At 74.3% G+C, this 24,278-nt stretch carries 19 protein-coding genes; 14 read left to right on the top strand and 5 right to left on the bottom strand.

Annotated features, from left to right (window positions below; genetic code table 11):
- The first annotated feature begins 129 nt into the window (after window positions 1–129).
- On the top strand, window positions 130–1,263 hold the full coding sequence (aroB, locus tag C2142_RS03985) for a 3-dehydroquinate synthase (protein ID WP_241002361.1): 1,134 nt from the start codon (window positions 130–132) through the stop codon (window positions 1,261–1,263).
- On the top strand, window positions 1,256–2,161 hold the full coding sequence (locus tag C2142_RS03980; protein WP_148641105.1) for a carbohydrate kinase family protein: 906 nt from the start codon (window positions 1,256–1,258) through the stop codon (window positions 2,159–2,161). Before aroB ends, C2142_RS03980 begins: the two co-directional genes overlap by 8 nt.
- Here C2142_RS03980 and C2142_RS03975 read toward each other — a convergent pair.
- The 3 genes from C2142_RS03975 to C2142_RS03965 are packed head-to-tail and all read right to left on the bottom strand — an operon-like array spanning window position 2,118 to window position 5,187.
- Window positions 2,118–3,254, bottom strand: coding sequence for a sugar phosphate nucleotidyltransferase (locus C2142_RS03975; RefSeq protein ID WP_206670887.1), 1,137 nt, complete (start codon window positions 3,252–3,254; stop codon window positions 2,118–2,120). The two genes, C2142_RS03980 and C2142_RS03975, sit on opposite strands and share 44 nt — an antisense overlap.
- Window positions 3,251–4,213, bottom strand: coding sequence for a sugar phosphate isomerase/epimerase family protein (locus tag C2142_RS03970; RefSeq protein ID WP_148641104.1), 963 nt, complete (start codon window positions 4,211–4,213; stop codon window positions 3,251–3,253). The genes C2142_RS03975 and C2142_RS03970 overlap by 4 nt, the downstream gene beginning before the upstream one ends.
- Window positions 4,210–5,187 carry a hypothetical protein gene (locus C2142_RS03965; protein WP_148641103.1) on the bottom strand — a complete coding sequence of 326 codons (978 nt, stop codon included), beginning with the start codon at window positions 5,185–5,187 and terminating at the stop codon, window positions 4,210–4,212. The genes C2142_RS03970 and C2142_RS03965 overlap by 4 nt, the downstream gene beginning before the upstream one ends.
- A 116-nt stretch (window positions 5,188–5,303) precedes the next feature.
- Between C2142_RS03965 and C2142_RS03960 the strand changes: the two genes are divergently transcribed.
- The 10 genes from C2142_RS03960 (at window position 5,304) to C2142_RS03915 (ending at window position 20,101) form a co-directional block, all read left to right on the top strand.
- The gene (locus C2142_RS03960) at window positions 5,304–6,437 is read left to right on the top strand and encodes an MFS transporter (RefSeq protein WP_148641102.1); all 1,134 of its coding nucleotides are present in this window, start codon (window positions 5,304–5,306) and stop codon (window positions 6,435–6,437) included.
- The gene (locus C2142_RS03955) at window positions 6,434–7,363 is read left to right on the top strand and encodes a sugar nucleotide-binding protein (protein WP_148641101.1); all 930 of its coding nucleotides are present in this window, start codon (window positions 6,434–6,436) and stop codon (window positions 7,361–7,363) included. The genes C2142_RS03960 and C2142_RS03955 overlap by 4 nt, the downstream gene beginning before the upstream one ends.
- Window positions 7,360–8,805: a trehalose-6-phosphate synthase gene (locus tag C2142_RS03950; protein WP_148641100.1), complete on the top strand. Its 1,446-nt coding sequence runs from the start codon at window positions 7,360–7,362 to the stop codon at window positions 8,803–8,805. The genes C2142_RS03955 and C2142_RS03950 overlap by 4 nt, the downstream gene beginning before the upstream one ends.
- Complete coding sequence (locus C2142_RS03945; RefSeq protein ID WP_148641099.1) at window positions 8,798–10,063, top strand: aspartate aminotransferase family protein; 1,266 nt, start codon at window positions 8,798–8,800, stop codon at window positions 10,061–10,063. The genes C2142_RS03950 and C2142_RS03945 overlap by 8 nt, the downstream gene beginning before the upstream one ends.
- Window positions 10,063–11,064 (top strand): medium chain dehydrogenase/reductase family protein, encoded by a 1,002-nt coding sequence (locus C2142_RS03940; RefSeq protein WP_241002360.1) that lies wholly within the window; start codon window positions 10,063–10,065, stop codon window positions 11,062–11,064. The genes C2142_RS03945 and C2142_RS03940 overlap by 1 nt, the downstream gene beginning before the upstream one ends.
- A gap of 95 nt (window positions 11,065–11,159) precedes the next feature.
- Entirely contained in the window at window positions 11,160–11,864 is a 705-nt protein-coding gene (locus tag C2142_RS03935; RefSeq protein ID WP_148641098.1) for an HAD family hydrolase, read from the top strand.
- A 51-nt stretch (window positions 11,865–11,915) separates the two neighbouring features.
- Window positions 11,916–12,836, top strand: a complete 921-nt coding sequence (locus C2142_RS03930; RefSeq protein ID WP_148641097.1) for a phosphotransferase — start codon at window positions 11,916–11,918, stop codon at window positions 12,834–12,836.
- A 199-nt stretch (window positions 12,837–13,035) separates the two neighbouring features.
- Window positions 13,036–15,819 carry an AAA family ATPase gene (locus tag C2142_RS03925; RefSeq protein WP_148641096.1) on the top strand — a complete coding sequence of 928 codons (2,784 nt, stop codon included), beginning with the start codon at window positions 13,036–13,038 and terminating at the stop codon, window positions 15,817–15,819.
- Window positions 15,820–16,478: 659 nt separating this feature from the next.
- On the top strand, window positions 16,479–19,211 hold the full coding sequence (locus C2142_RS03920) for an SdrD B-like domain-containing protein (protein ID WP_241002359.1): 2,733 nt from the start codon (window positions 16,479–16,481) through the stop codon (window positions 19,209–19,211).
- A 104-nt stretch (window positions 19,212–19,315) separates the two neighbouring features.
- Window positions 19,316–20,101 carry a hypothetical protein gene (locus C2142_RS03915; RefSeq protein ID WP_148641094.1) on the top strand — a complete coding sequence of 262 codons (786 nt, stop codon included), beginning with the start codon at window positions 19,316–19,318 and terminating at the stop codon, window positions 20,099–20,101.
- Window positions 20,102–20,134: 33 nt separating this feature from the next.
- On the opposite strand, the gene C2142_RS03910 is transcribed toward C2142_RS03915, so the two are convergent.
- The gene (locus tag C2142_RS03910) at window positions 20,135–21,520 is read right to left on the bottom strand and encodes a right-handed parallel beta-helix repeat-containing protein (RefSeq protein WP_148641093.1); all 1,386 of its coding nucleotides are present in this window, start codon (window positions 21,518–21,520) and stop codon (window positions 20,135–20,137) included.
- 40 nt (window positions 21,521–21,560) lie between these two features.
- Here C2142_RS03910 and C2142_RS03905 point away from each other — a divergent pair, with 40 nt between their 5' ends.
- On the top strand, window positions 21,561–22,775 hold the full coding sequence (locus tag C2142_RS03905) for a Dyp-type peroxidase (RefSeq protein ID WP_241002358.1): 1,215 nt from the start codon (window positions 21,561–21,563) through the stop codon (window positions 22,773–22,775).
- A 113-nt stretch (window positions 22,776–22,888) separates the two neighbouring features.
- A complete protein-coding gene (locus C2142_RS03900; RefSeq protein ID WP_148641092.1) occupies window positions 22,889–23,515 on the top strand; it encodes a class I SAM-dependent methyltransferase in 627 nt (208 codons plus the stop codon).
- A 90-nt stretch (window positions 23,516–23,605) separates the two neighbouring features.
- Here the strand turns inward: C2142_RS03900 and C2142_RS03895 are convergent, their stop codons facing one another.
- Entirely contained in the window at window positions 23,606–24,007 is a 402-nt protein-coding gene (locus tag C2142_RS03895) for a hypothetical protein (protein ID WP_148641091.1), read from the bottom strand.
- Window positions 24,008–24,278 lie beyond the last annotated feature (271 nt).

Here is a 24,278-nt window from a genome sequence, read left to right as displayed (position 1 = left end):
GGAAATATACGAACTGATCGGCCCGCGGCGCGCTATCTTCGGGACGGTTTTCCCGGTCGGCGCGCCATGCGGCAGGTCTGAGGGCGGTGGAGCTTGGCCGAATGCGTCAGGATTTCAGAACGGCTCGCGTTGCCGCGGGACTCGGCCGGTCCGATCGTCGCCTCGGCGCGGCGGAGCTACGAGTACGCCGTCCACGTGTGCCACGACGAGCAGGACGCCGTGGAACGGCTGTGCTCGGAGATCGGCGGTCGGCGAGTGGCGTTGATCACCGATGACTCGGTGGCGCTGCTGCACGCCCGGCGGCTCGCCGACCGCCTCACCGCCGCGGGGCTGACGGTGGCGATGACCTCCTTCCCCGCCGGGGAGAACAGCAAGAGCCTGGCAACGGCGGCCGGGCTGCTGGACTGGCTGGCGGGCAGTGCGCTGGCCCGCCGGGACGTGGTCCTGGCCATGGGCGGCGGCGTGGTGATCGACACCGTCGGCTGGGTGGCGAGCGCCTACATGCGGGGCGTGCCCTACATCAACGTGCCCACCACGCTGTTGGCCCACGTCGATGCGGCACTGGGCGGCAAGGTCGCCGTCGACCACGCCTCGGCGAAGAACCTGATCGGTTCGTTCTACCAGCCCTCGGCGGTCGTCTCGAACGTCGGCTACCTGCGCACGCTGGACCGCCGCCACCTGAGGGCGGGGCTCGCCGAGGCGATCAAGAAGGGGGTCATCGCCTCGCCCGAGCTGTTCGAGCTGATCGAGCAGCGGCACGCCGACCTCCTCCGCGCCGACCCGGTGGCAACCGCACGGTTGGTGCACGGCGCGAGTGTGATCAAGTGCCGGCTGATCGCCAAGGACCCGTACGAGGAGGACCTGCGCAGACCGCTGAACTTCGGCCACACCGTCGGCCACGCCGTGGAGACCGTCGCCGGGTACGAGCACGTGCTGCACGGCGAGGCGGTCGCGTACGGAATGGCCTGCGCCTCCCGGATCGCCCGGAGCCGTGGGCTGCTGGCTCCGTCGCTGCTGCGGCGGATCACCGGGCTCCTCCGGGAGGTCGGCCTGCCCGTCGTGATCTCCGACCTCCCGGTCCGGGTCGATCCGGTCGAGACGCTGAACGCCCTGGGCCAGATCCGCAAGATCCGCGACGGGCACATCCGCTTCGTCCTCCCCGTGGAGCTCGGTGAGACGGTGGTCGCCGACGACGTGACCGACGAGGAGATCCACCGGGCGCTGATCGCCGAGGCGGACCGCCCCGGGGGACCGGATGACTGAGTGGGACGTCGTCGTGGTGGGCGGAGTCGGCGTGGACACCATCGTCCGGGTGCCGCAGCTTCCGCTGCCCGCGCGAGAGACGATCAAGGTGCCGCCCATCCGGCGGTACGTCGGGCACACGGGCAACGGCGTGGCGCTGGGCTGCCACTCCCTCGGCCTGCGGACGCACTTCGCGGACGTGATCGGCGACGATCCCGAGGGCCGGCTCGTGCTGGCCCGCTACGCGGAGGCCGGGCTGTCCTTCACCCATCGGATCCACCCCAGCGGCACCCGGCGCAGCGTCAACCTGGTGGATCCGCAGGGCGTGAGGATCTCGCTCTACGACGGCCGCCATCCGCCGGGCATGACGGTGAGCCCGGACCTCTACCGGGGAGCCCTGGGCCGCACCCGGCACGCACACCTCTCACTCGTCGACTGGGCGCGGCACGCGCTGGCGGACGCGATCGACGCGGGGCTGTCCACCTCCACCGATCTGCACAACTGGGACGGGCGGGACGCGTACCGGGAGGACTTCGCCTACGGTGCCGACCTGGTGTTCCTCTCCGCCGGAGCCATCGGCGACCGGATCGAGGAGGTCTCCGACGCCATCCTGGGCCGGGGCCGGGCCAAGGCCGTGGTCGTCATGGCGGGCGGACGCGGGAGCTATCTGAAGCTGCCCGGCCGGCCGGTGCGGCACGTGCCACCGGTCGCGGTGCCGGCGGCGGAGGTCGTGGACACCAACGGCGCCGGGGACAGCTACGTGGCCGGGTTCCTCCACGGCTGGCTGTCCGGGCGGGACTGGGAGGCGTGTACCAGGGCGGGCTCGCTGGCCGGGGCGCACGCCGTCCGCTCGGCCGGCACGCACACCTCGTTCATCACCTCGGAGGAACTGAACCGTGCCCTGGATCGATCCGGCTGACCGCCAGCCCCTCACGGTCGGCCGTCAGCCGTTCGCCGGCCAGCACGATGCTGTCCCGTACGGTCACGCCCCGGGCCACCGTCGCGCCGGGGAGCACCACCGAGCGGAGCACGCGCGCCCCCCGTCCGATCCGGCAGCCCGGGTGCAGCACGCTCTGCTCGACCACCGCGTCCCCGGGGGGTTCCGTGCCGAGCAGGCTTCCCGACGCCGGCACGAAGCGCGGTGCGGCCCCGCGCAGGGTGCGGGGGAGCATCCCGGGCGGGATCGGGTACGGCCGCCGCAGCAGTTTCAGCTGCTCGGCGTGGTAGCGGTCGACGGTGCCGATGTCCGCCCAGTAGCCGGCGACGGGAAAGGCCCGGACCGGGCGGCCCTGCGCGATCATGCGGGGCAGTACGTCGCGGCTGATGTCGTGCTGCCAGTGGTCGTCACCGCCGGCCGCCAGTTCGCGGAGCACCTCCTGGAGGGCGTCGATGCGGAACAGGCAGAAGGCCGTGAAGACGAGGTCCGAGGTCGGGTCCGATGGCTTCTCGACGAGCGCGCGCACGCGCAGACCGGCGTCCACCTCGACCATTCCGAACAGCTTCACGTACCTGCGCTCGACGCGCTGGACGCCGATGGTGCAGTGCGCCCCCGACGCACGGTGTGCGGCCACCATCGGCCGGTAGTCGAAGACGTAGACGTGGTCGGCGTGCTGGACGAGCAGGTCGCTCGCGCCCGGTGCGAAGAGGTGCTCCGCGTTGGCCAGGAGCGCGTCCGCGGTGCCGCGTTCGGCCGGGCGCTCCGGCAGGGGGCGGCCGGGAGCCGGTCCGCCGCCGCTGCGGACCAGCCGGTCGTGGGGGCCGAAGTGCAGCCTGGTGTCCGGGTGGCCGTCCCAGTGCGCCAGCACATGACGCACCAGGTCGGACTCGCGGTGCAGGGAGAGCAGCACGACCTCGGGCAGCCCGGAGCGGACGGCGTTCGCCAGGCTGAAGTCGACCAGTCGGCAGGACGCCGCGTACGGGACGAGCGGCTTGCACGTCCTCGCGGTCAGCGGCCCCATGCGTTCGCCCACGCCGCCCGCCAGGAGGGCGCCGCGCACTCCGTCCGTGTTCACCAGGTCCTCCCCTGGGCAGCGGTCTCCGGCAGCAGCCCCCGCAGCACCGCCAGGGAGTTCGCCACTCCCTGTTCCGTCGGCAGGAGAGCGTCCTCGTGCTCCACGTAGACCACCCCGCGGTAGCCCTCGTCGAGCAGCGCCGCCACCACCGAGTGCCAGGGCAGTTCACCGGAGCCGAGCGCCCGGAAGCGGATCGCGGGCCCCGGACCGTAGCGGGCCCAGCCGGCCCCCTGCGGATCCCTCGGGTCGCGCCACTGTTCGAGGTCTTTGGCGTGCACGGCGGCCACGCGGCCGTCCCAGCCCCGCACGGCGGCCACCGGGTCGTGGCCCACCGCGGCGAGGTTCGCCGGGTCGAGGCAGAGCCGTACCGCGGGGACGGCGGCGAGCAGCGCCCGCGCGCTCGCCGGGTCGTAGACCACCTGCTTCGGGTGCGGCTCCACCAGGACCTGCACACCGAGACGGCCGGCCAGTTCGAGCACCGGCGCCGCCGCCCGCGCCCACGCCTCGATGTTGTCCTGCCAGCTCACCTCGCTGCCCCACCACGACAGCCAGCGGCCGAGGTCCGGCACCCCGAGCATCAGCCTGGCCTGCGGGGCGCCGACTCCGGCCGCCAGCCGGACGGTGCCGAGCGCGGCCCGCAGCCCGTACGCCCGCTTGGCCTCGGCCGGGCCCGCCAGCACCGCATCGGTGTGGGGGCCGTGCGGCCCGAGCAGGACCTGCGTGTCACGGCTGTTGCTGACGCAACCCACCTCGATCCCGGCCGTGCCGAGCGCCGACCGCACCGTGCGGTGGTGGCCCGGATCGTCCAGCCGGTCGGCGTCGACCAGCCGGAACGCGCGGTCGGCCGGCAGGTCGACCACGCCGACGCCGCTCCGGGCGGCGACCCGCAGCGCGTCCTCCAGGCCGAGGGGTGCGAGCGCCGCCAGGCACAGCCCCAGGGTGATCGGTCCGTGCGTCATCGCGTCTCTCCTCCGCCCAGCGGTCTCTGCCACACCCAGCGCCCGGCCAGGGACGCGGGCGGGCCGTGCTCGTGCGCGCGCAGGGCCGCGAGCACGGCGCGGACCGGGTCGTCGACGACCACGGGTGGGCGGTCGGCGCCGAGCTCGGTCACGATCCGGTGGCGCAGCGCCTCGGCGAAGGCCGGGCAGCCGTGGAACACCCCGCCTCCGAGAGCCGCCGACCAGCCGTCCGTCAGCCCCGCCGCGTCGCGGACCGCGCGCACCCCGCGGACGAGTTCGCCGAGCGCGGTGCGCACCACCCGGGCCGCCACGGCGTCGCCGTCCAGCCAGCAGCGGCAGACGACGGCGGAGAGCGCGGCCACCGCGGCCTTGGGAAAGGGCTCGGTGGCGAGCCGGCGGGCCAGCTCGGGCACCGGGGACCCGGTGTGTTCGGCAAGTGCCCGGGCGAGCGCCGTCGGCGTGCCCCGGCCGTCGCCGCCCCGGACGGCCGCCCGCAGGCCGGCCAGGCCGAGGGCGAACGCGCTGCCCTCGTCGCTGCCCAGGTACTCGCAGCCGCCGGCCGAGGCGGGCGGGCGGATCCCGTCGCTCGCGAGGAAGCCCGAACCCGTCCCGCTCACCACGGCCACGCCCCGCCCCCCGAGCGGGGGAGCCAGGAGCAGCGGGACGATGTCCCGCGAGATCACCAGGGTTCCGGTGAGGCCGGAGCGTTCCGCCAGACGGGCCAACCGGTCGAGCTCGCGCTGCGGCTCGTCGGCGTCGACCGCGGCGGTCGCCAGCCAGCCGGTCGACCGCCCGCCGCCCAGGCGGCGGGCGATGGCGCGCAGCAGCCCGAGCAGGGCGCGGTCGGCGGCCGGATCCCCGACCGAAGCGGGGTTCACCGAACCCTCCCGCCACCGGGTCCCGTCGTCCAGTAGTGCCGTGGTGCAGCTGCCCCCGGCGTCGATCACCCAGTTCCTCACCGTTCGCACCTGCATGGTCGCTCTCCGTCGGTCCTTGGGGCTCACGCTAACCGGATCGGCCCGGCAGGTCCTGTCGACGGTGGCGGGACGCCCTCTGAGCGGACGGAGCGTCTGTGCGGCGAAGTGGCGGAGTGCCCGGACTGCTGGCGGCAGCCGTCAGCTGGGGTCTGTTCTGGGGCGCCTGGTCCGCGCTGCTCCCCGGGATCAAGGCGGAGCTCTCGCTGACCGACCAGCAGCTCGGCCTGTCCCTGTTCGCGATCCCCGTCGCCGCGGTGCCGGCGATGCTGCTGACCGGTCCGCTGGCCCACCGGCTGGCGCAGTACACCCTGCCCGTGGTCACGGCGCTCTTCGGCGTGAGCGTCCTGCTGGTGGGGCTCGCCCGGTCGCAGGCCGCCTTCGTCGGCGCCCTGCTGCTGCTCGGGGCGTCGAGCGGCGGCGTCGAGGTGGGGCTCAACGCGACGCTGGGTGCCCAGGAGGCCAGGGACGGCCGGCGGCTGTTCAACAAGGTGCATGCGGCGACCCCGTTGGCGATGGTGGTCGCAGCGCCCGCCGCCGGCCTGGCGCGCTACCTCGGCGCCTCCCCGCAAGCGGTGCTGACGGCGGTCGCGGTGCTGGTCGGCCTGAGCGCGGTCCTCGCGATCGACGGGCGCGGCTGGGAGGAGCCGCCGCCCGTCGCGGACCGGCGTCGGCGGATGACCGGGCTCCTGCTGGCACTCGGGGCGGTGGGTGCCGTCGCGCTCCTGATGGAGAACAGCGTGGAGCAGTGGGGTGCGATCCACCTGGTGCAGCAGCTCGGCGCGGGTCCGCTGCTCGCGAGCTTCGGACCGGCGGCCTACATGGCCGGACTGTCCGCGGGGCGCATGCTCGCCCAGTGGCAGGGGGCGAGGCTGTCGGACGGCACGCTGGTCTCGGTCGGCGGAGCGGTCGGCGGAGCCGGTCTCGCCGTCGGCGCGGCCGCCTGGAACGTGCCGTGGGCCGTGGCGGGCTACGTGGTCGCCGGGTGCGGACTGGCGCCCGTGGTGCCCACGCTGCTCTCGGCGGTCGGACGCAGCGTCGAGCCCGGGCGGCGCGCACGGACGATCTCCGCCGTGACGACCGTGTCCTATGCCGGATTCCTGGCCAGTCCGCCGCTGGTCGGCACGCTCGCCGGCGCGGTCGGCCTGTCCACGGCGCTCGCCGCGGTGGCGCTTGGCGGGGTGCTCGTGGCCGCGGGTGGCCGGCTGCTGGGCCGGCTTCCGGCCGGCCCGACTGGAGGAGACGTATGACAGGCAACCGGCTTCTGACCGGCAACCGGCTCCGCGTCCTGGTCGTCGGCGCGGGCTACCTCGCCGGCCGGGTGGGCGAGCGGCTCGGTGCGCTCGGGCACACCGTCACCCTCAGCTCGCGCCGCCGGCCCGCCGCGGCGCAGGTCCGGCGGCTCGGCTGGCATCCCGTCGACGTCGGGGACCGCCGCTCCGTCCACGCCCTGTTCGCCGCGACCGGACCGGATGCCGTCGTCGTCGCCCACGGCCCGTCCGACATCACCTGGTGCGAGGCCAATCCCGGGCAGGCGATGGCGGCCCACCGCGGCGGCGCCCGGCACCTGGCGGAGGCGCTCGGGAACCGCAGGGCGCTGCTGATCTCCACCGACAACGTCTTCCCCGGGAGCAGGAGGAGCTATGGCGAGTCCGACCGCGCCGAGCCCGCCAACGCCTACGGCCGCGCGAAACTCGCCGCCGAGGACACGCTGCTGGCCACCGGCGACGTCCTCGTCCTGAGGGTGAGCCTCGTCTACGGTTGGGACCGCGACGGTCTGCGGCCGAACTTCTTCACCACCTGTGCGCAGCAGCTGAGCAGGAGCCAGCCGGTGGCCGTACCGGACGACCACTGGAACAGCCCGGTGCTGATCGACGACGTCGCCGTGTGGACCACCGCCCTGCTCGGGTCCGCGCACACCGGCGTCGTCCACCTCGGCGGGCCGAGGAGGGTGAGCAGGCTCGCCTGGGCGCGGCACATCGCCACGTGCTGCGACAGGGACCCGGCCCTGGTCCGCACCCTGCCGAAGCACAGCACCGCGTACGCGTGCCGGCCGCGCAACGCCTGCCTGCACAGCGAGCGCGCCGCCCACCTGCCCGAACTGGCGGGACTCGACCCGGTGGACGTGCTCGAAGCCAGCAGCAGGCTCATCGCCCAGGAAGAGGAGAACCGATGACGGAGCATCAGATCTATCTGGCCAGCAAGCGGGCCGCGGTGACCTACGCACCCGACCCCGGCACCGGCGAGTTGCGTCCCTGGCTCGCGCCGGGCGGCACCGGGAACGTGGTCGCCGAGCAGGCCGGGGTGCTCGACGTGTCCTGGATCGCCAGCGCCGACACGGACGACGACCACCGGGCCGCCGGCGAGAACCCGGACGGTATCGGGCTCGGCCTCGGCTCCGGCCGGCGGATCCGCGTCCAGTTGCTGCGCCACGACCGGAGGACCTTCGAGGTGGTGCAGAACTTCTTCACCGCCGAACTGCTCTGGGCGGCCAACAACCACGGCTGGGACTCCTGGACGACGCCCACCTTCGACCGCGAGACGTACCGGGCGATGGAGTGCTTCGACGAGTTCACCCGCGACTTCGCGGACGCGCTGCTGAAGAGCTCGGCCGGTTCGCCGGAGCCGCTGTACCTGGTGCACGACTACCAGCTCGTCGGCGTCCCGCGGAGGCTGCGTGAACAGCGGCCCGACGCGCCGATCCTGATGTTCGTCCACATTCCGTGGCCGTCGCCGGACTACTGGCGCGTGCTGCCGAAGCGCCTGCGGGCGGGCCTGCTGGAGGGCATGCTGCCCGCCACCACGATCGGGTTCTTCGCCGACCGGTGGTGCCGCAACTTCCTCGACTGCGTCGCCGACCTGATCCCCGACGCCGAGGTCGACCGGGAGCGCGGCCTCGTCCGCCGCCGGGGCGTTGTCACCCGTGTCCGGACCATGCCGCTCGGCTACAGTCCGCTGACCCTCGCCGGCCGCACCCCCGGGCTGCCGGACGACATCGCCGCATGGGCGGGCGACGGACCGCTGGTCGTGCACAGCGGACGGACCGACCCGATCAAGAACGCCGAGCGCGCCGTGCGGGCGTTCGGGCTGGCCGTGCGCTCCGACCCGAGGCTGCGCGGCACCAGGATGCTGGTCCGGATGAACCCGAACCGGCTCTACGTAGCGGCCAACGCCGACTACGTCCGCCGGGTGCGGGCGGCCATCGCCGAGGTCAACGCCGATCTGGGCGCGGACACCGTGCGCCTGCACTGCGACAACGACGTCGAGCACACCCTCGGCAGCTTCCGGCGCGCCGACCTGCTGGTGTTCAACTCCACGGTCGACGGGCAGAACCTGAGCGCCTTCGAGGCGCCGCTGGTCAACGAGCGCGACGCCGACGTGGTGCTGTCCGAGACGTGCGGCGCGGCCGAGGTGCTCGGCGGCGTCTGCCGTACCGTCAACCCGTTCGACCTGGTCGAGCAGGCCGAGGCCATCGCCGACGCCCTGACCGCACCGGCCGCGCTGCGGGCCGAGGCCGCCGGGCGCCGCCGTGAGGCCGCCGAGCCGTGGACCCTGGAGGCCTGGGTGCGCTCGCAGCTCGACGCCCTGGACGCCGATCGGCGGGGCCGTCATGAGTGAGGTCGCGGCCGACCCCCGGCAGGTGGCGCAGTACCGGCTCGGTGACGCCGTGCTGGTCCGGGGCGACGGCGTGCGCTGCTGGGACGGTGCGGGCCGGGAGTACCTCGACTGCGTCTCGGGCACGTTCAACCTGCTGCTGGGCCACAGCCATCCGGAGGTGGTCGCCGCGATCCGGGCCCAGGCGGAGGAGCTGCTGTTCGCGGGCTCCTCGTTCCAGACCGAGGCGACCAACCGGGTGATGCGGGAGCTGGTCAGGATCAGCCCCGCCAATCTGACCCGGGTGAACCTGCGCAGCTCGGGCGGCTCCACGGCGAACGAGGGCGCGGTCAAGATCGCCCAGCACCACACCGGGCGGCGCGACGTGATCGTGCCGTTCCGCGGTCACGTGGGCCAGACGCTCGCCGCGGCGGGCCTCAACGGCACCAGCAGGATGCGGGCGCCCTTCCCGTACCGGTTCCCCGGCGGGGTGCAGGTTCCCGGGCCGTACTGCTTCCGCTGCTTCTACCGGCAGACGCCGGACGTGTGCGGGATGCTCTGCGTGCAGCGGATCGAGGACTTCATCGACTACGCCAGTTCCGGCAGCGTGGCCTGCGTGATCATGGAACCGATCAGCGGAGCGGGCGGCAACGTCGTCCCGCCGCCGGGCTACCTCCAGGAACTGAAGGCGTTCTGCGACGCCCGTGAGATCGTTCTGATCTTCGACGAGATCCAGACCGGGTTCGGCCGCACCGGTGAGATGTTCGCCGCCGACCACTTCGGTGTGCAACCGCACGTCATGACCCTCGCCAAGGGACTGACCGGCAGCGGCCTTCCGCTCGCCGCGATCCTGACCGAGGAGCGGATGGCCGACTGGGACCGCTCGCTGCACGGCTTCACCTACGGCGGGCACAACCTGTCGGCGGCCGCGGCGGTGAAGACCCTGGAGATCGTGCAGCGGCCCGGCTTCCTGGAGAACGTCCGCGCCAGCGGGGCCGTCCTGCTCGACCGCCTGCGCGGGCTGCAGCAGGACCACCCGGTCATCGGCGACGTCCGCGGCCTCGGCCTGATGCTGGGGGTGGAGCTGGTGGGACCCGACGGCGGCAAGGCCGTCGAGCAGGCGCACGCCTACCACCGCGCACTGGAGGGGCGGGGCGTGCTCACCCGGGTCTCCGAGCACGGCCTCGGCAACGTCATCGAGGTGCGCCCGCCGCTCGTCCTGACGCCCGCCGAGGCCCATCTGGTCGCGGACAGGTTCGGCGAAGCCCTGGAAGCCCTCTGATGCGGGTGGTACTGGAGCCGGGCGGTCCGCGGTTCGACCCCGGTCCGCCCGAACGCCCGCCGGGCGAACACGCGGTGCGCGTCCGGATCGAACTGGCCGGGGTCTGCAGGTCGGACCTGAAGGAGGTCGCCGGAAGCCGGTACGGCGTGAGCCAGTTCGGGCACGAGCTGGTCGGGGTGGTCGAGGAGTCCACGCTCCCGGGCCTCCCGCCGGGACAGCGGGTCACCCTCGACCCGAACGTCGCGATCGAACGGAGCACGGGCTTCGCCACCACGATGTGGGCGGCCGGCCCGGCCGACCGCCTCGGCGCCGCGCTGCCGGCCGTGCAGCGTCACATCCCGGCACGCACACTGGTCTTCACGGAGCCGCTGGCATGCGCCCGGCACTGCCTCGCCAGAGCCGCCCGCCACCTGGACCGCGACCTGGCCGGCGTGCGGCTCGGCGTGCTCGGCGCAGGAGCCGCCGGCGTGCTCATCGCCGCCCTGGCCCGGACGATGGGCCTCGACGTCGTCCTGACCAACCGGACCCCGGACCGCCGGGCGTTCCTGCGGGAGCGGGGGATCGTCGACGTCCCGATCGGCCCGACCGCGTCCGTACCGACCGGCGCACTGGACGTCGCCGTCCTCGCGACCAGCTTCATCCGCCCCGACGTCCTCCGTGAGGCGCTGCGGATGACCACGCGGGGCGGCCTGCTCCTGCTCTACGGCGGTACCGCGCCCGGCGACTCGCTACCGGGCCTGGACTGCGACCTGGACACGGTACGCCGCCGCGAGGGCATCGTCACGACCGGCTGGCAGGGGAGGGAGGTCCGCATCGCGGGCACCTACGGCACCGTGCCCGCGGACTTCGAAGCGGCTCTCGGCGACCTCGCCGGACCGGCCATCGCACCGCACCGCATCGAGCGCATGATCGCCAGGCAGGTCGGCCTCGTCGAGCTGCCCGGCGTCCTGCGGGAGCAGACCACCGGCCGCCACCTCGGAAAGACCCTCGTCGTCCCGTGACGCACCCGCGCCGCTCGGCCGCACGCGCGGAACGCGCACCGTCCGATCCGGCCGCGGAGAACACCGGCGGACGGCCTGAAAGGACGGTGTCGAGCATGGCCAGGATCCGCGCACTGGCGCTGGACTTCGGTGACACCCTGGCGCACCCGGGCCCGCAACCGGACGGGGTCACGGTCGCCCGGGTCCTGCACGGCCTCGGCGCGACCGTCGTGCCGGACGGTTTCCCCGACGCCTTCGACCTGGTCAGCCGCCGGGCCCGGGAGGAGGACCGGGCACACCTCACCCAGAGCCGGTTCACCGACCTGCTGCGGCGCAGCGCGCACGAGTGCGGAGCCGTGATCCCCGATCCGGGGGCCGCGTACGAGGCCGTGTTCACCGCGGTGCCCGATGCCGAGGTGGACCCGCGGGCCGCGGACGCGCTGCGCCGTCTGCACGGGCGCGGGCTGGTGTGCGTCCTGGCCTGCGACACCCGCCGCCCCGAGACCGTGCGCCGCCGCACCCTCCGGGCGGCCGGCATCGCCCACTGCTTCGACGCACTGGTCCTGTCCAGCACCCTCGGGGTCCGCAAGCCGAACCCGCTGTTCTACGACGCCGTGGTGAGCGCGGCGGGCTGTCCGCCCGGAAACATCCTGTTCGTCGGGGACACCCCGGCCAAGGATGCGATCGGGCCGGCCAGGTCCGGCATGCGCGCCGTCCTGGTCACGTCGTCGCCCCGACCGGACGACCTTCCCGGGAGCATCGGGGTCATCGGGCACTTCGCCGAGCTCCCCGGATACCTGGAGCACGCCGGTGACCTCTGACCGGACACGCCGCGCCGCCACCCGTCCGCCCCACCGGGCAACGGACCGCCGATGACCTGCGACTGGACGGAGCTGCCGGGGGACGTGCGACTGGCCGTCGAAACCGCCATCGGCAGGCCGGTGACCGGCACCGAACCGGCCACGGCGGGAACGATCTCCGAATTCGCGGCGACACTGCGCACCTCGGACGGCGACGTCTTCTGCAAAGCCGTGCGGACGGCGAATCCGCAGGCCTGGAAGCACCGCAAGGAGGCCGAGGTGCACCCCCTCCTCCCGGGAGTCGCCCCCCGGCTGGAGTGGCTGATCGAGACCGGGGGATGGCTGCTGCTCGGGTTCGAGCACCTCCCCGGGCACCACGCCGATCTGCGCCCGGGCTCCCCCGACCTGCCGTCGGTGGCGGCCGCCCTCGTCGCCCTCGTCGAACGGCTCACCCCGGCGCCGCCCGTACCGACGCAGCCGTTCGCCGCGCGGCTCGCGGAACGCCGGCTCTGGCACCTGATGGCCGAACACGACCGCGACCGGCTGGACGCCTGGGCGACGGCCCGCCTGGAGCAGCTCGTGCGGATCGAGGCGGCGGCGCCCGGCCTGGTCGACGGTGACACGCTGGCCCACACGGACCTGTCCGCCGGCAATCTCCTCGTCCACGACGGGAGGGCCCGGGCCGTCGACTGGGCGTGGCCTGCCCGTGCCGCCTCCTGGACCGACACCGCGTCGCTGGTGCTGCGCCTCATCCACGAAGGACACAGCCCGCGGCAGGCGGAGGAGTGGGCCGCCGCGGTCCCCGCCTGGAGCACGGCCGGTCCCGAGGCGATCACCGCCTTCGCCGTCGTCATCGCGGGCGTGCGCGAACACCGGAGGCGTCTCGGCTACGCCCCGCACCTGGACGCCCTGGCCGCCGCAGGCCGACGGTGGGTGGACCACCGGCTGGAACGTGACGGCCGTCGGCCGCGTACGGCCGGCACCGCGGGCTGACCACGGGGCATCGGTCGGGCAGCCCAACGGCCCGGAAAGGGCTGGGAAGGCCGAGTCCGCCGACGTTCCGGTGAGGGCGGCGAGTTGCGGCGCCACGGCTTCGGCCGGGCGGATTGTCAAGCGGGCACCGGAGCGCTCCGTTCAGCAGTAGCCTCGGGATCGGTAACGACGGCCGTGGACGAGTGAGTTGGAGGCGACGGTGGCCGAAGGGGAGTCCGCGGTCCGGGGCGACGGCGGGGATGGCTGTCCGCTGCACGAGCGCGAGGCCGAGATCCGGTCGGCCGGGCAGGCGGTCGGGGCGCTCACCAGGCCCGCCGGTACCGGGATCGGGGAACTGCTGGTGTACACCGGCGCGGCCGGGCTGGGCAAGACCGCGATGCTGACCGAGGTGCGACGGGAGGCGAAGCGCGCGGGCTGCACGGTGCTGTTCGCCCGGGGCGGGGAGCGGCAGTGCCACGATCCGTTCCACGTGGTGCGCCAGCTGGTACAGCCGGTGCTGGCGGCCCTGTCCGACGAGGAACGGGCGCAGGTGTTCGGGCCCTGGGAGGACATCGTCGGTCCGGCGGTCGGACTGCTGCCGCCCGGAGGGCAGCTCGACCCGCAGGGAGTGCGCGACGGGCTGGACTTCGTGCTCACCCGCCTCGTGCAGCAGCGCTCGCCGGTGGCCGTGATCGTCGACGACCTGCACTGGGCCGATCCGGAGTCGCTCGGCTGGCTGGCGGGCCTCGCGGTGCGCGCACGGGAGCTGCCGGCCCTGCTGGTGTTCGCCTGCCGCGACGAGTTCCCCGACGAGGCCCTGGCACTGCAGCGCGGCCTCGTCGGCAGGGCCGACCGGCGGCACGAACTGCGCCCGCTCCAGCCGGCCTCGGTCGCGCACCTGGTCCGCGCGGCCCTGGGCACGCAGGCGGAGGACGTCTTCTGCCGCCACGTCTGGGCGGTCACGGCCGGAAACCCGTACGAGACCACCGCCCTGCTGCGCGAGGTGCTCGACCAACGGCTCGACCCCGTCGAGGAGAGCACCGGTCAGCTGCGCGAACTCGCCGTCGTTGCACGGGGCATGACGCTCCGTCACTGGCTGGAAAAGATCGGCCCGACCACCGTGCAGTTCGCCTGGGCGGCGTCCATGCTGGGCACCGACATCCGCCCGGACCTCGCCGCCGCCATCTGCGCCCAGGGCCCGGACACCGCCGCCGAGTCCGTCCGGGAGCTGCGCCGGCACGGGGTCCTGACCAGCACGCCGGGAGGCCGGCTGGAGTTCGTCCACCCGCTGATCGCCACCTCGGTCTACCAGTCGATGCCTCCCGCCACCCGCACCGGGATGCACGGGGTCGCCGCCGTCGAGACCGAGAACGCCGGCCTCGGCCTGCTGACGGCGTCCCGGCACCTGCTGGAGACCCTGCCCGAGGGCGACGGCGAGATCGTGGGCAAGCTGCGCCGGGCGGCCCGCGAGCACCTGGCCATCGGCGCGCCCGAGGCGGCCCAGCGCTGCCTGCGCCGCGCCATCAGCGAACCGCCCGCCGACGAGGACCGGGCCGTGGTGCTCTACGAACTCGGCTGCTCGGCCCTGCTCACCGACCCGGCGACCACGGTCAACCAACTGCGCCTGGCGCTCGCGGACCCGTACGGGCTGGGCCCCGAGCTCCGGGTGGACGCGATCTTCCGGCTCGCCCAGGCCCTCGCCCACAGCAACCGGCTCGGCGAGGCCGCCGCGGTGTGCGCCGAGGAGGCCGCCCGCACCCTCCCCGGCCCGGGCCGCCTGCGCCTGGAGGTCGCCCACTTCATGTTCGCCGCCTTCCAGTTCGAGGACGAGGACGGTCCGGGCCGCTCCCGGAGGCTCGCGGAGTTCGACCGGATGCTCGAAACGGTCGGACTGGCCTTCAGCGACACCGGGGCGGACGGTCCGGCCCCCACCGCCAACGGCACCGGCGCGAACGGCGGACCGGCCCCGGACGAGGGCGTCTTCGAACACAGCGGCCTGGCCCATGCGGTGGCCGTGCTGCGCTGCTGGGACCTCACGCTGCGCGGGGTGGACCGCGAGGAGGCGATCGCCCTGGCCGAGTCCGCGCTGCCGGACGGCCGCCTGCCCCGCAGCCTCGGCTGGACCAACACCACCTGGGGTTTCGAGCTGCCCGGGATCCTCGGCATCAGCTACCTCTACGCCGACCGGGTCGACCGGGCGGAGGAACTGTTCACCGAGGCGGTCCGCGCGTACGAGGTCGCCGGGTGGAGCGGCGGCCACCTCGGCTTCGCCTACCTGCTGACCGGCATGCTCCGGTTCCGCTGCGGCGCCCTGGCGGCCGCGGAGGACTACCTTCGCCGGGCCCTGCGCCTCGCCGAACGGATCGGCCCGGGCGTCCCGCTGCACTGGGACGCGGTCAGGGCGCTGGCCGAGACCCTGGCCGCGCGCGGCCGGCTCCCCGAGGCCCTGGAACTGGCGCGCGAGCACGCCTTCGGCCCGCCGTACCCGACGGTGATGGTGCTGCCCGACGCCCCCACGCTGTACGGCCGTCTCCTGCTGGCCCGGGGCGACGCGCCCGGCGCGGCCGCGACGCTGACCGCCGCCGGCGCGGCCCTGGACGCGCGCGGGTGGCGCAACACGGTGTGGGCGCCGTGGCTCGGGCACCTGGCGCGCGCGGTCGCGCCCGACCAGCCGGACCGGGCCCGTGACCTCGCCGAGGAGGCCGTCCGCCGCGCCCGGGAGTCCGGGACGGACTCGGCCATCGGCAGCGCGTTGCGGCTCTGCGCGGCGGTGCACGACCGGCCACGCGCGGCCGGGCTGCTCGCGGAGGCCGTCCGGCACCTGGAGCGGTCACCGGCCCGGTACGAGCACGCGATCGCCCTGGTCGACCTGGGTGAGGCGCTGGGCGCCGCTCCGGCCGCCCGCAGCGCCCTGGCCCGGGGGCTGGAGCTGGCCACCCGGTGCGGCGCCGACGGCCTGGCCGCCCGCGCCGGCAACCTCCTGCACGCGGGCGCGGCGGGCTGAGGCGGGCTCGGGGCACCGCCGGCGCAGGCGGTGACGGCCCGGTGCCCGACGTGCCGTGAAGTCGGCGCGGGCGGTTCGACCAGGACCGGTCGGGTCCCACCCGAACAATCGAAATGCCGTGTTCCCGGAGCGGGGGAGCGTCGAACCGGCGGGCCCTGCCCGCCGGTGGCTTTCGGCCCGCTTGGCCCGGGCATTGCCAAGCCGTGAAAGTCCCTGGCCCGGGGGCGCGCGGGGCAAGGGCCCGCGCCGGGGTTTCGACACGGGATCCGCCGTCGGGCGCTCGGCATGCGACGGGCCCGGAACACGTCTGCTCCGGCGGTCTCCGGAGGGCGGCGCTGTTGCGCAAGTTGCGTGTGGTGGAGGCGGGTTGGGCAGTCGTGCGGTGCAGCCGGTGCGGGAGGCCTGGCCTGATGTCGACAGATCTCTGATTGAGCGTCAACGTTCAAGTTCTGCTGCGAACTTGTGCGATGCCCCTTTAAGCTCCCGTTAACAATGGCGGCTTTTCGCCACTCGCGGACTCCCTCAAGAGGTCGGGCGACAGGCCCAACTGGACGATGAGAGCAGGGATGACAACGACAACTGGGAAAACAGCCGGTGCCGCGCGCGGCCCGGGCCGGCGCCGGACGGGTGTGCCGGGCAGTCGCACCCTCGGCGGTGCCGTGGCCGTGGCCGTCGGGATCGGCGCCTGTTCGCTGGCGGTGGCCCCGTCGGCCTTTCCGCAGTCCGGCGACGGGACGGTGACGGTCCGCGTGGTGCGGGCCGTCGACACGAGCGGGGTGTGGACGCCGGCGCTGGAGCCGGGCATCGCCGGTGTGCAGGTGAAGCTCACCGACGACGCCGGGGCCGGCATCGAGGGCGTCACGGCGGCCGACGGCACGGTGAAGCTGGCGCCGGCCGTATCGAAGCTGTCCGGGGGCAAGTACCGGGTGCAGGTGGTGAATCCGAAGCCGGGGGTGCTGTTCCCGGCGTTCGCCTCGCGGCAGGGGCTGGACGGCGCGCCGAACCAGCTGAGCAGCAACGAGGAGTTCGTGGACCTCACCGGCGGGAAGGAGGTGGCGTACACGACCGGGCTGTGGAACCCGGGCGACTACTGCCAGAAGAACGCACCGCTGGTGACGACCTGTCAGCCGACGACGACCGAGGGCGGGACGCGCCGCACGTTGGTGTCCTTCCCGTACAGTGCGCGCGGGCAGGACGGCGTGGACGTCAACGTGACGAACCTCGCCACCGACGCGGAGACGGGCACGCTGTTCGGCATCGCGTGGAACAAGGCCGACAGGCGGGTGTTCTCGGCGGCGGTGGCGAAGCGCGGCACGGACTACGGCCCCGGCGGTGCCGGCGGCATCTACGTCACCGACCCCGCACAGAAGCGGACCACGCTGTTCACGACCGTCCCGGACGCCGGGGCGTCGGTGCACGGCCCGGGCACGGACGACGCCTTCCTGACGGTGCCCGGCAAGGAGAGCCTGGGCGGCATCAAGATCACCGACGACGGCCGGGACCTGTTCGTCGTCAACCTCGCCGACCGCAGGCTGTACCGCTACGACGCGACCGTGCCGAGCGCGGGCGCACCGAAGGCGGTCTACGAGATCCCGGACCCGGGCTGCCCGGCGGCCGGGGACTGGCGGCCCTTCGGCCTGGGTCTCCAGGACGGTACCGGCTACCTGGGCGGTGTCTGCTCGGGCGAGTCCACCGGGAAGCTCGCGGACCTGCGCGCGGTGGTCCTGCCGTTCGACCTCGGCACCGGGGTGTTCGGCAAGGCGGTGCTGGACCAGCCGCTGGACTACCCGCGCCAGTCGACCGTCGGCCCGGGGGTCCCGTGCGACGGTGCGGGCTGGTTCCCGTGGACCGCCACCTACCCGACCACGCAGAACGGCCGGGCGTGCGGCACCACCACCATCGCCAACCCCGAACCGGAGCTGGGCGAGATCGCCTTCGAGGCCGACGGTTCGATGCTGCTCGCCTTCCGCGACCGCTTCGCCGACCGCGGTCCGGGCGCCCCCGCGCCGGGCTCGGTCGCGAGCGTCATGTCCGGCGGTGACCTGAACAAGGCCTGCCCGGCGAACGGCACGTACGTGATGGACACCAACGAGGGCTGCGGACTGTCCCCCCGGGGCACCCGCTTCTTCGACACCAGCTGGGGCGGCCACCGCAACACGGCGTTCGCCGGCATGGCGCTCTCCAAGGTGGAGAACACCATCGCGACCTCCGCCTTCGACCCCAACCACCAGGCCCTCGGCTACGGCACGTCGTTCCTCCAGCGGAACGGACAGCAGGACCCGAAGTTCGGCCTGCGGCTCACCCCGGCGGGGACCAACGCACCGTTCGGCAAGGGCGCCTCCATGGGCGACCTGGAGGTGCTCTGCGACCAGGCGCCGCTGCAGATCGGCAACCGGGTCTGGTACGACCCCGAGCGCAAGGGCACCCAGAGCCCGGGCCAGCGGCCGGTCCCCGGCGCGACCGTCCACCTCTACGACGAGTCGGGGAAGGTGGTCGCCACGACGAAGACGACGAAGCGCGGTGAGTACTACTTCGACGACTCCAACGTGCCCGGCGGCCTGAAGCCGAGGACGAAGTACACCATTCGGATCGACGAGCCGGCCGACTACGCCAAGGGTGGCCCGCTCTACCAGTGGGTGCCCACCGACCACGACGTCGGCGACAACCACTTCGTCGACTCCAAGGGCGTCGTCCCGTCCGGCGGCAAGTATCCGGAACGGGCCCTGACCACCGGCGGACCGGGCGAGAACGACCACACCTTCGACTTCGGCTTCCGCCGGCAGGACGGCGTGCTGCGCCTGGTCAAGCACGACCAGGACGGCAAGCCGCTGGCGGGTGCGACGTTCCGGCTGTGGCAGGAGACGAACGGCACGGACGGGTTGCAGGCCACCGGGGCGAAGCCGGACACGCCCGTCGGTGAACCCTGTACGACAGGTGCGGACGGCGTCTGCCAGGGCAGCGGCACGCCGGGGACGTACTACTGGCAGGAGCTGAGCCCGCCGACGGGCTACGCCGCACCGGAGAACCCGGTGGCGGGGCCGCTGGTGCTCACCTCCGACAACCTCGACGCCGGGGTCTCGGTGACGGCCGTCAACCGGCTCATCCCCACCCCGACGCCCACTCCCACCCCGACGACGACGTCCACCCCGACGCCGACGACGACGCCGACGACGACGCCGGTGCCGACGCCGGTGCCGACGCCGCCGGACACCCCGGGCGGGCCGGACACCCCGGCCGCGCCGGTGCCACCGCGCCCCGCGCCCGGCTCGCACCTGGCCGGTACCGGTGTGGGGCAGGGGACGTCGATGGCCCTGGCCGGTGCCGTGGTGTTCACCGTCCTCGGAACGGCCCTGCTGGTGACGGCCCGTAGGCGAAGGGCCCGGCACCAGTAGTCGCTCCGGCCCTCCCGCGGGGGCCGGTATCGGGCGGGTTCCCGGACCACCGGTCCGGGAACCCGCCCGACCGTTGTGACCGACGAAGGAGAGAAGGCAACGGCATGGCCCGGAAGACGAAGACCGACGGCCGTGGGCCGCGTCGGACCCTCTGGCTCAGGACACTGGTCGCGGTGGCGGTGTGCGGCCTCGCGGTGGGCGGACTGGCCGCCTACCGGACCGTCTCCGACGAGGCCTCGGAGCGGCCGGTGACCGGCGACGAGGCGGCACGGCTGGCCCTGTCGCGGCTGAACCTGTACCAGGCCGCTCCGGTGGCGGTGGTGCTCACGGCGGCGGAGGGCGGAGGCGTACAGGTCAGGGTCGAGGGGATCGTGGACCACCGCACGCGCCGGGGTGCGGGCCGCTACCAGGTCACCGGGGCGAACGGTCCGCTCGACCACGGTCTGATCGTCTGGGACGCCGGCGGCCTGGGCCTGGCCCCCGCGCCCGAGGGCGACGCCGGGCCGCCCTGGCAGCATGCCGAGCACGTCCCCCGGGCGGGCTGGTCGCCGCGCCAGTACACGGCGGATCCGCTGGACGCCGGGCTCCAGTTGATGGTCCAGCTCGGCGCCGACCGGCCCGACAACCCGCTGCTGCTCGCCCAGTCGGGTGCGCGCTGGCTCGGCCGGGACCGGATCGACGGCCGGAGCTACGACCGGTTCGCCGGACCGCGTGCCCAGGGTGCCGCGCCCGACACCGGGCGCTCGCCGCTGACGTACTGGGTCGACGGCGAGGGCACGCTGCGGCGGGTGACGATGCGGATGGCGGACCTGGGCACCCCGACGACCGTGGAGTTCTCCGGGCGCAACGGCGACGCGAAGCTCCCCGAGGCGCCGTGGCTCACGGGGTGACGGCGGAGGTGACCCGAGGCGGTGTCCCGGCGCTCAACCCACCTTCTGGGGGGCGTCGGAAGGGTCGGCCGGGAGCCGGTAGGCGTCCGGGTCGACGGCTCCCGGCAGGTCGGTGGCCGGGCGGCCGGGGGTGGTCGGGTCGGGCAGCGAGGGCTGCGCGGGCGGGGCCTGCACCTGGCTGAAGGGGATGCCGGGTGGCGCCTGGACCGGGGCCGTGCGGCCGGCGGCCAGCGGCCTGCGGCCCTGGGCGCCGCACCCGGCCACCGTCTCCAGGTCGTCCGGGCTCTGGACGGCGGGCCGGTTGCCGGTGAAGCAGTTGCCCGGGTCGGCGGAGGCCAGGACGAGGTCGGCGCCGTTGCCGTCCGTGCGGTTGCCCTCGACGCGGTTGCCGCTCGCCGGGTGCCCCGGCGGGTCGGTGACGAGCACCCCGGCGGCGCGGTTGCCCCGGACGAGGTTGCGGAGCACCTGGTTCGCCGTGCCGCCGCCGATCCCGATCCCGATCCCGAAACCCCCGTCCGCCTGTTCCGGGGTGTCGGCGGCGTTGTTGTCGGCGACGACGTTGCCCGCGATCACCGCGCCGTGCTGGGGGGCGAGGGCCTCCAGGTCGTTGGAGTTCACCGTGACGCCGACCCGGTTGCCGACCACGCGGTTGCCCAGCACCGACAGCCCGTCCGAGGCGTTGGTCAGCTCGATGCCGACCGCGTTGCGCTCCACCGTGTTGCCGCGCACCACGGTGTCGCACGGCTTGCACTGGCCGACGTAGATGCCGGAGTCCGCCTGCCCGGAGGCGTAGGAGTCCTCGATCACGCCGCCGCGGGCGTCGAAGGCGTAGATGCCGTAGAGGCCGTTGTCATAGGCCGTCACCCGGGTCGCCCGGAAGCCCTGGACGACCGGGAAACGGGCGGTGTCCAGCGGGTCGTACGCGGAGCCGCCCGCGCCGTGCTGCTGCAGCTTCTCGTCGGTGACCCCGGTGAACAGGACTCCGTTGGCGAGGTATCCGTGGACGGTGAGGTTCTCCACCACCGAGCCCGGGCCGGTGACGGTGACGCCGTTGACGAGCCGCAGCCCGCCGTCGAGGACCACGCTGTTGCGGTCCGTCCCGCGCAGGACGATGCGGGCCTTGGCGACGCGTACGCTCTCGCGGTAGACGCCCGGGCCGACCAGCACCGTCTCGCCCTCGCGGGCGACGTCCACGGCCTTCTGGACGGTGGGGAAGTCCTCCGGCACCCGTAGCACGCTCCCGGCCGGGTGCCCGGCGTCCGCGGAGCCCGAACCGCTGGAGGAGCACCCGGCGGCCGCCAGGGCGACCGACACGGCCAGGGCGACCGACACGGCCAGGGTCGGCAGGTGTCGCAGGGCGGCCGTCCGGAACGCCGGCGGCCGGGCGGCCGCAGGGGTCGACGAATCGTCAGAAGGCATGATTTGCATGGCAAGTGTTCTATCGTCTCCAATAGGGCGCATGCCTACCGAACCGGAAAACGCGCAGCCGCCGACCGGGCCCGCCGTGACCGGTATCGGGCGGCGGAGGGCACTGCTCGCCGCCGGAGGGGTCCTCGCCGCCGGGATCGGCGCGGCGGCCGGCGAACTGGCGGGCGGCGACCGCACGTCCGGCCACCGCGGCGCCACCGGTGGGCCGCCCCCGGAGGCCGCGATCCCCTTCCACGGCGCCCGGCAGGCCGGGGTGACGTCCCCTCAGCCCGCCGCCACACGGCTGATCGCCTTCGACCTCCCGCAGACCTCCGCCGCCGCGGACCGGGAGGCCCTGCGCGCGCTCCTCGCCGCACTCACCCGCACCCTGTCGTCCGCGGCGTCCGACGCGCCGGCCGACCCGCGGTTGCAGGGCGGCGGCACGACCCGGCTCACCTCCCTGGTCGGCGTCGGCCCGGCGCTCGCCACCCGGCTGGGGCTCAACGTCCCGGCCCGGCTGGCGGAGCTGCCGGCGTTCCCCGGCGACCGGCTCGACCCGGCGCGCGGCGGCGGCGACCTGCTGCTGCAGGCGTGCGCCACCGACCACTGGACACTGGCCGTCGTCGCCGAGCTCGCCGGGTCGGCGGCCCGTGCCGTCGGTGCCGTACCGCGCTGGGCGCAGTCGGGGTTCCTGCCGCCGACGGCCCCGGGCACCACCCCGCGCAACCTCTTCGGCTTCAAGGACGGCACGGCCAACCCGGACGACGAGGCCGCCCGGCAGTGGGTCTGGGGCCCGCCCGGGCCGCACGAGAACGGCACCGTCCTGGTCTACCGGCGCATCCGCATGGACACCGCCGCCTTCGCGGCCCTCCCCGAGGACCGGAAGAACCTGGCGATGGGCCGGCGGATCGGCGACGGCGCCCCGCTCACCGGCACCGCCGAGCACGACGAGCCGGACATCTACACCAAGAACCCGGACGGCTCCTACGTCATCCCCGCCACCGCCCACGTCCGCCTCACCAGCCCCCGCCTCGACGGCGGCGCCCGGATGCTCCGCCGCGGCTACAGCTACGACGACGGACCGGACGACCGCGGCCTCCTCTTCTGCGCCTTCGTGCGCGACCCCGCCCAGTTCTCCCGCGTCCAGTCCCGCCTGGCTGCCCGCGACGCCCTGAACCCCCACCTCGAACACACCGCCTCGGCCGTCGCGTACGTCCTCCCGGGCGCCCGGGAGGGCGGCACCCTCGGCGAGGTGCTCTGGGCCTGACGCCCGTCGGCCCTCCCCGCACGCCCGGCCGGGCCCCGCGCCGTGCGGCCCGGCCGGGGGGTGCCGGGTGGACCGGCCCGATGCCAGACTGGTCCTGAGGGCTGGAGGCCGCCATGGGGTTCTACGCCGATCAGGTCGTGCCGCGGATCGTCAACGTCGTCTGCGGGACGAAGGAGGCCGCGCACCTGCGGCGGAGGGTCTGCGAGGGGCTTGAGGGCGATGTCCTGGAGATCGGGTTCGGCTCGGGGCTGAACGTCCCGTTCTACCCGGCGGCCGTGACTCGGGTGACCGCGGTGGACCCCTCCGAGGTGGGCTGGAGGCTGGCGGCCGACCGGTTGGCCGCGACCCCCGTCCCGGTCGAGCGCGGCGGCCTGGACGGTCAGGTGCTGCCGTTCCCGGACCACTGCTTCGACGCGGCGCTGTCGACCTGGACGCTGTGCACCGTCCCGGACGTCGAGGCGGCCCTGCGCGAGGTGCGGCGCGTGCTCAGGCCCGGCGGGACGCTGCACTTCGTCGAGCACGGCCTGGCCCCGGAGGGGGACGAGGCCGTGCGCCGCTGGCAGCGGCGTCTCGACCCGCTGGAGCAGCGGCTGTTCGCCGGGTGCCACCTGACCCGTCCGGTCGCCGGGCTGCTGACCGGGGCGGGCTTCGTCATCACCGATCTCGACGTGTTCTACGAGAAGGGCGCCCCGAAGCCGATGGGGGCCGACTCCCTCGGGGTCGCCGTCTCGCCCGCCTGAGCGGCCCCGGGCGGCGTGCCGGAGCGGGGGGGCCTGCCGGACGGATGGCGCCGGGCCGGTCCTGGACCCGGCCCGGCGGCGACCCGCCGTCTATGCGTGGGCTTCCCGGTGCGTGCCGGCCGTCAGGGCCCAGATGACGAAGATGTCGATGGCGATCAGGACGATGGCCCAGAACGGGTAGTAGGGCAGCCACAGGAAGTTGACGATCATGTTCAGCCCTGCGGCGACCACACCGAGGATCCGTGCCCACATCGCGCCGGTGAAGAGCATGAAGCCCGCCACCACGATGAGGAGGCCCAGGATGAGGTGCAGCCAGCCCCAGCCGGTGACGTTGAACTTGTAGACGTAGTTGCCGGTGATGACGTAGCGCTCGTCGTTGACGATGGCGCCGATCCCCTCAAGGACGGCCATCGCTCCGCCGAAGATCATCAGGCAGGCTGCGAAGGTGGTCCAGCCGGTCGCGAACGGTTTCCGGCTGACGTTGCTCGCCATGATCGGGCTCCTTCGGATAGATCCGTCGCCCGTTTCCGCGCGACCCGGTCGGAGATCTCCTCCACCAAGTTCGCACGACCGCGGTACGGCTGCTACTCCGGCGGGTGCGGCCGGGTGCTCCGCCGGGCGGCGGCTCCGGCCGGGGGCGACGGCTCCGTCGTCGCGGCGGCCGGTCGACTGGGTCCAGTGGCCCTGGTGGGCAGGGCCGGTCGGCTCTGGCGGCCGTGTGGGTGCAGGCGCAAGGATCGAGGCGACGCGAAGGAGAGGCGCT

It is taken from the genome of Streptomyces sp. CB01881 (assembly GCF_002953255.1).
GTDB lineage: Bacteria > Actinomycetota > Actinomycetes > Streptomycetales > Streptomycetaceae > Kitasatospora.
Note: the sequence above shows the minus strand (reverse complement) of the source record. Positions and strands in the feature narration are given on the sequence as shown.

Coding starts and splice junctions, on each gene's coding strand:
- C2142_RS03950 (WP_148641100.1), top strand. CDS start 7,360: ATGACGGAGCATCAGATCTATCTGGCCAGCAAGCGGGCCGCGGTGACC.
- C2142_RS03940 (WP_241002360.1), top strand. CDS start 10,063: ATGCGGGTGGTACTGGAGCCGGGCGGTCCGCGGTTCGACCCCGGTCCG.
- C2142_RS03955 (WP_148641101.1), top strand. CDS start 6,434: ATGACAGGCAACCGGCTTCTGACCGGCAACCGGCTCCGCGTCCTGGTC.
- C2142_RS03905 (WP_241002358.1), top strand. CDS start 21,561: ATGCCTACCGAACCGGAAAACGCGCAGCCGCCGACCGGGCCCGCCGTG.
- C2142_RS03935 (WP_148641098.1), top strand. CDS start 11,160: ATGGCCAGGATCCGCGCACTGGCGCTGGACTTCGGTGACACCCTGGCG.
- C2142_RS03945 (WP_148641099.1), top strand. CDS start 8,798: ATGAGTGAGGTCGCGGCCGACCCCCGGCAGGTGGCGCAGTACCGGCTC.
- C2142_RS03970 (WP_148641104.1), bottom strand. CDS start 4,213: ATGACGCACGGACCGATCACCCTGGGGCTGTGCCTGGCGGCGCTCGCA.
- C2142_RS03895 (WP_148641091.1), bottom strand. CDS start 24,007: ATGGCGAGCAACGTCAGCCGGAAACCGTTCGCGACCGGCTGGACCACC.
- C2142_RS03910 (WP_148641093.1), bottom strand. CDS start 21,520: ATGCCTTCTGACGATTCGTCGACCCCTGCGGCCGCCCGGCCGCCGGCG.
- C2142_RS03965 (WP_148641103.1), bottom strand. CDS start 5,187: ATGCAGGTGCGAACGGTGAGGAACTGGGTGATCGACGCCGGGGGCAGC.
- C2142_RS03915 (WP_148641094.1), top strand. CDS start 19,316: ATGGCCCGGAAGACGAAGACCGACGGCCGTGGGCCGCGTCGGACCCTC.
- C2142_RS03900 (WP_148641092.1), top strand. CDS start 22,889: ATGGGGTTCTACGCCGATCAGGTCGTGCCGCGGATCGTCAACGTCGTC.
- C2142_RS03980 (WP_148641105.1), top strand. CDS start 1,256: ATGACTGAGTGGGACGTCGTCGTGGTGGGCGGAGTCGGCGTGGACACC.
- C2142_RS03930 (WP_148641097.1), top strand. CDS start 11,916: ATGACCTGCGACTGGACGGAGCTGCCGGGGGACGTGCGACTGGCCGTC.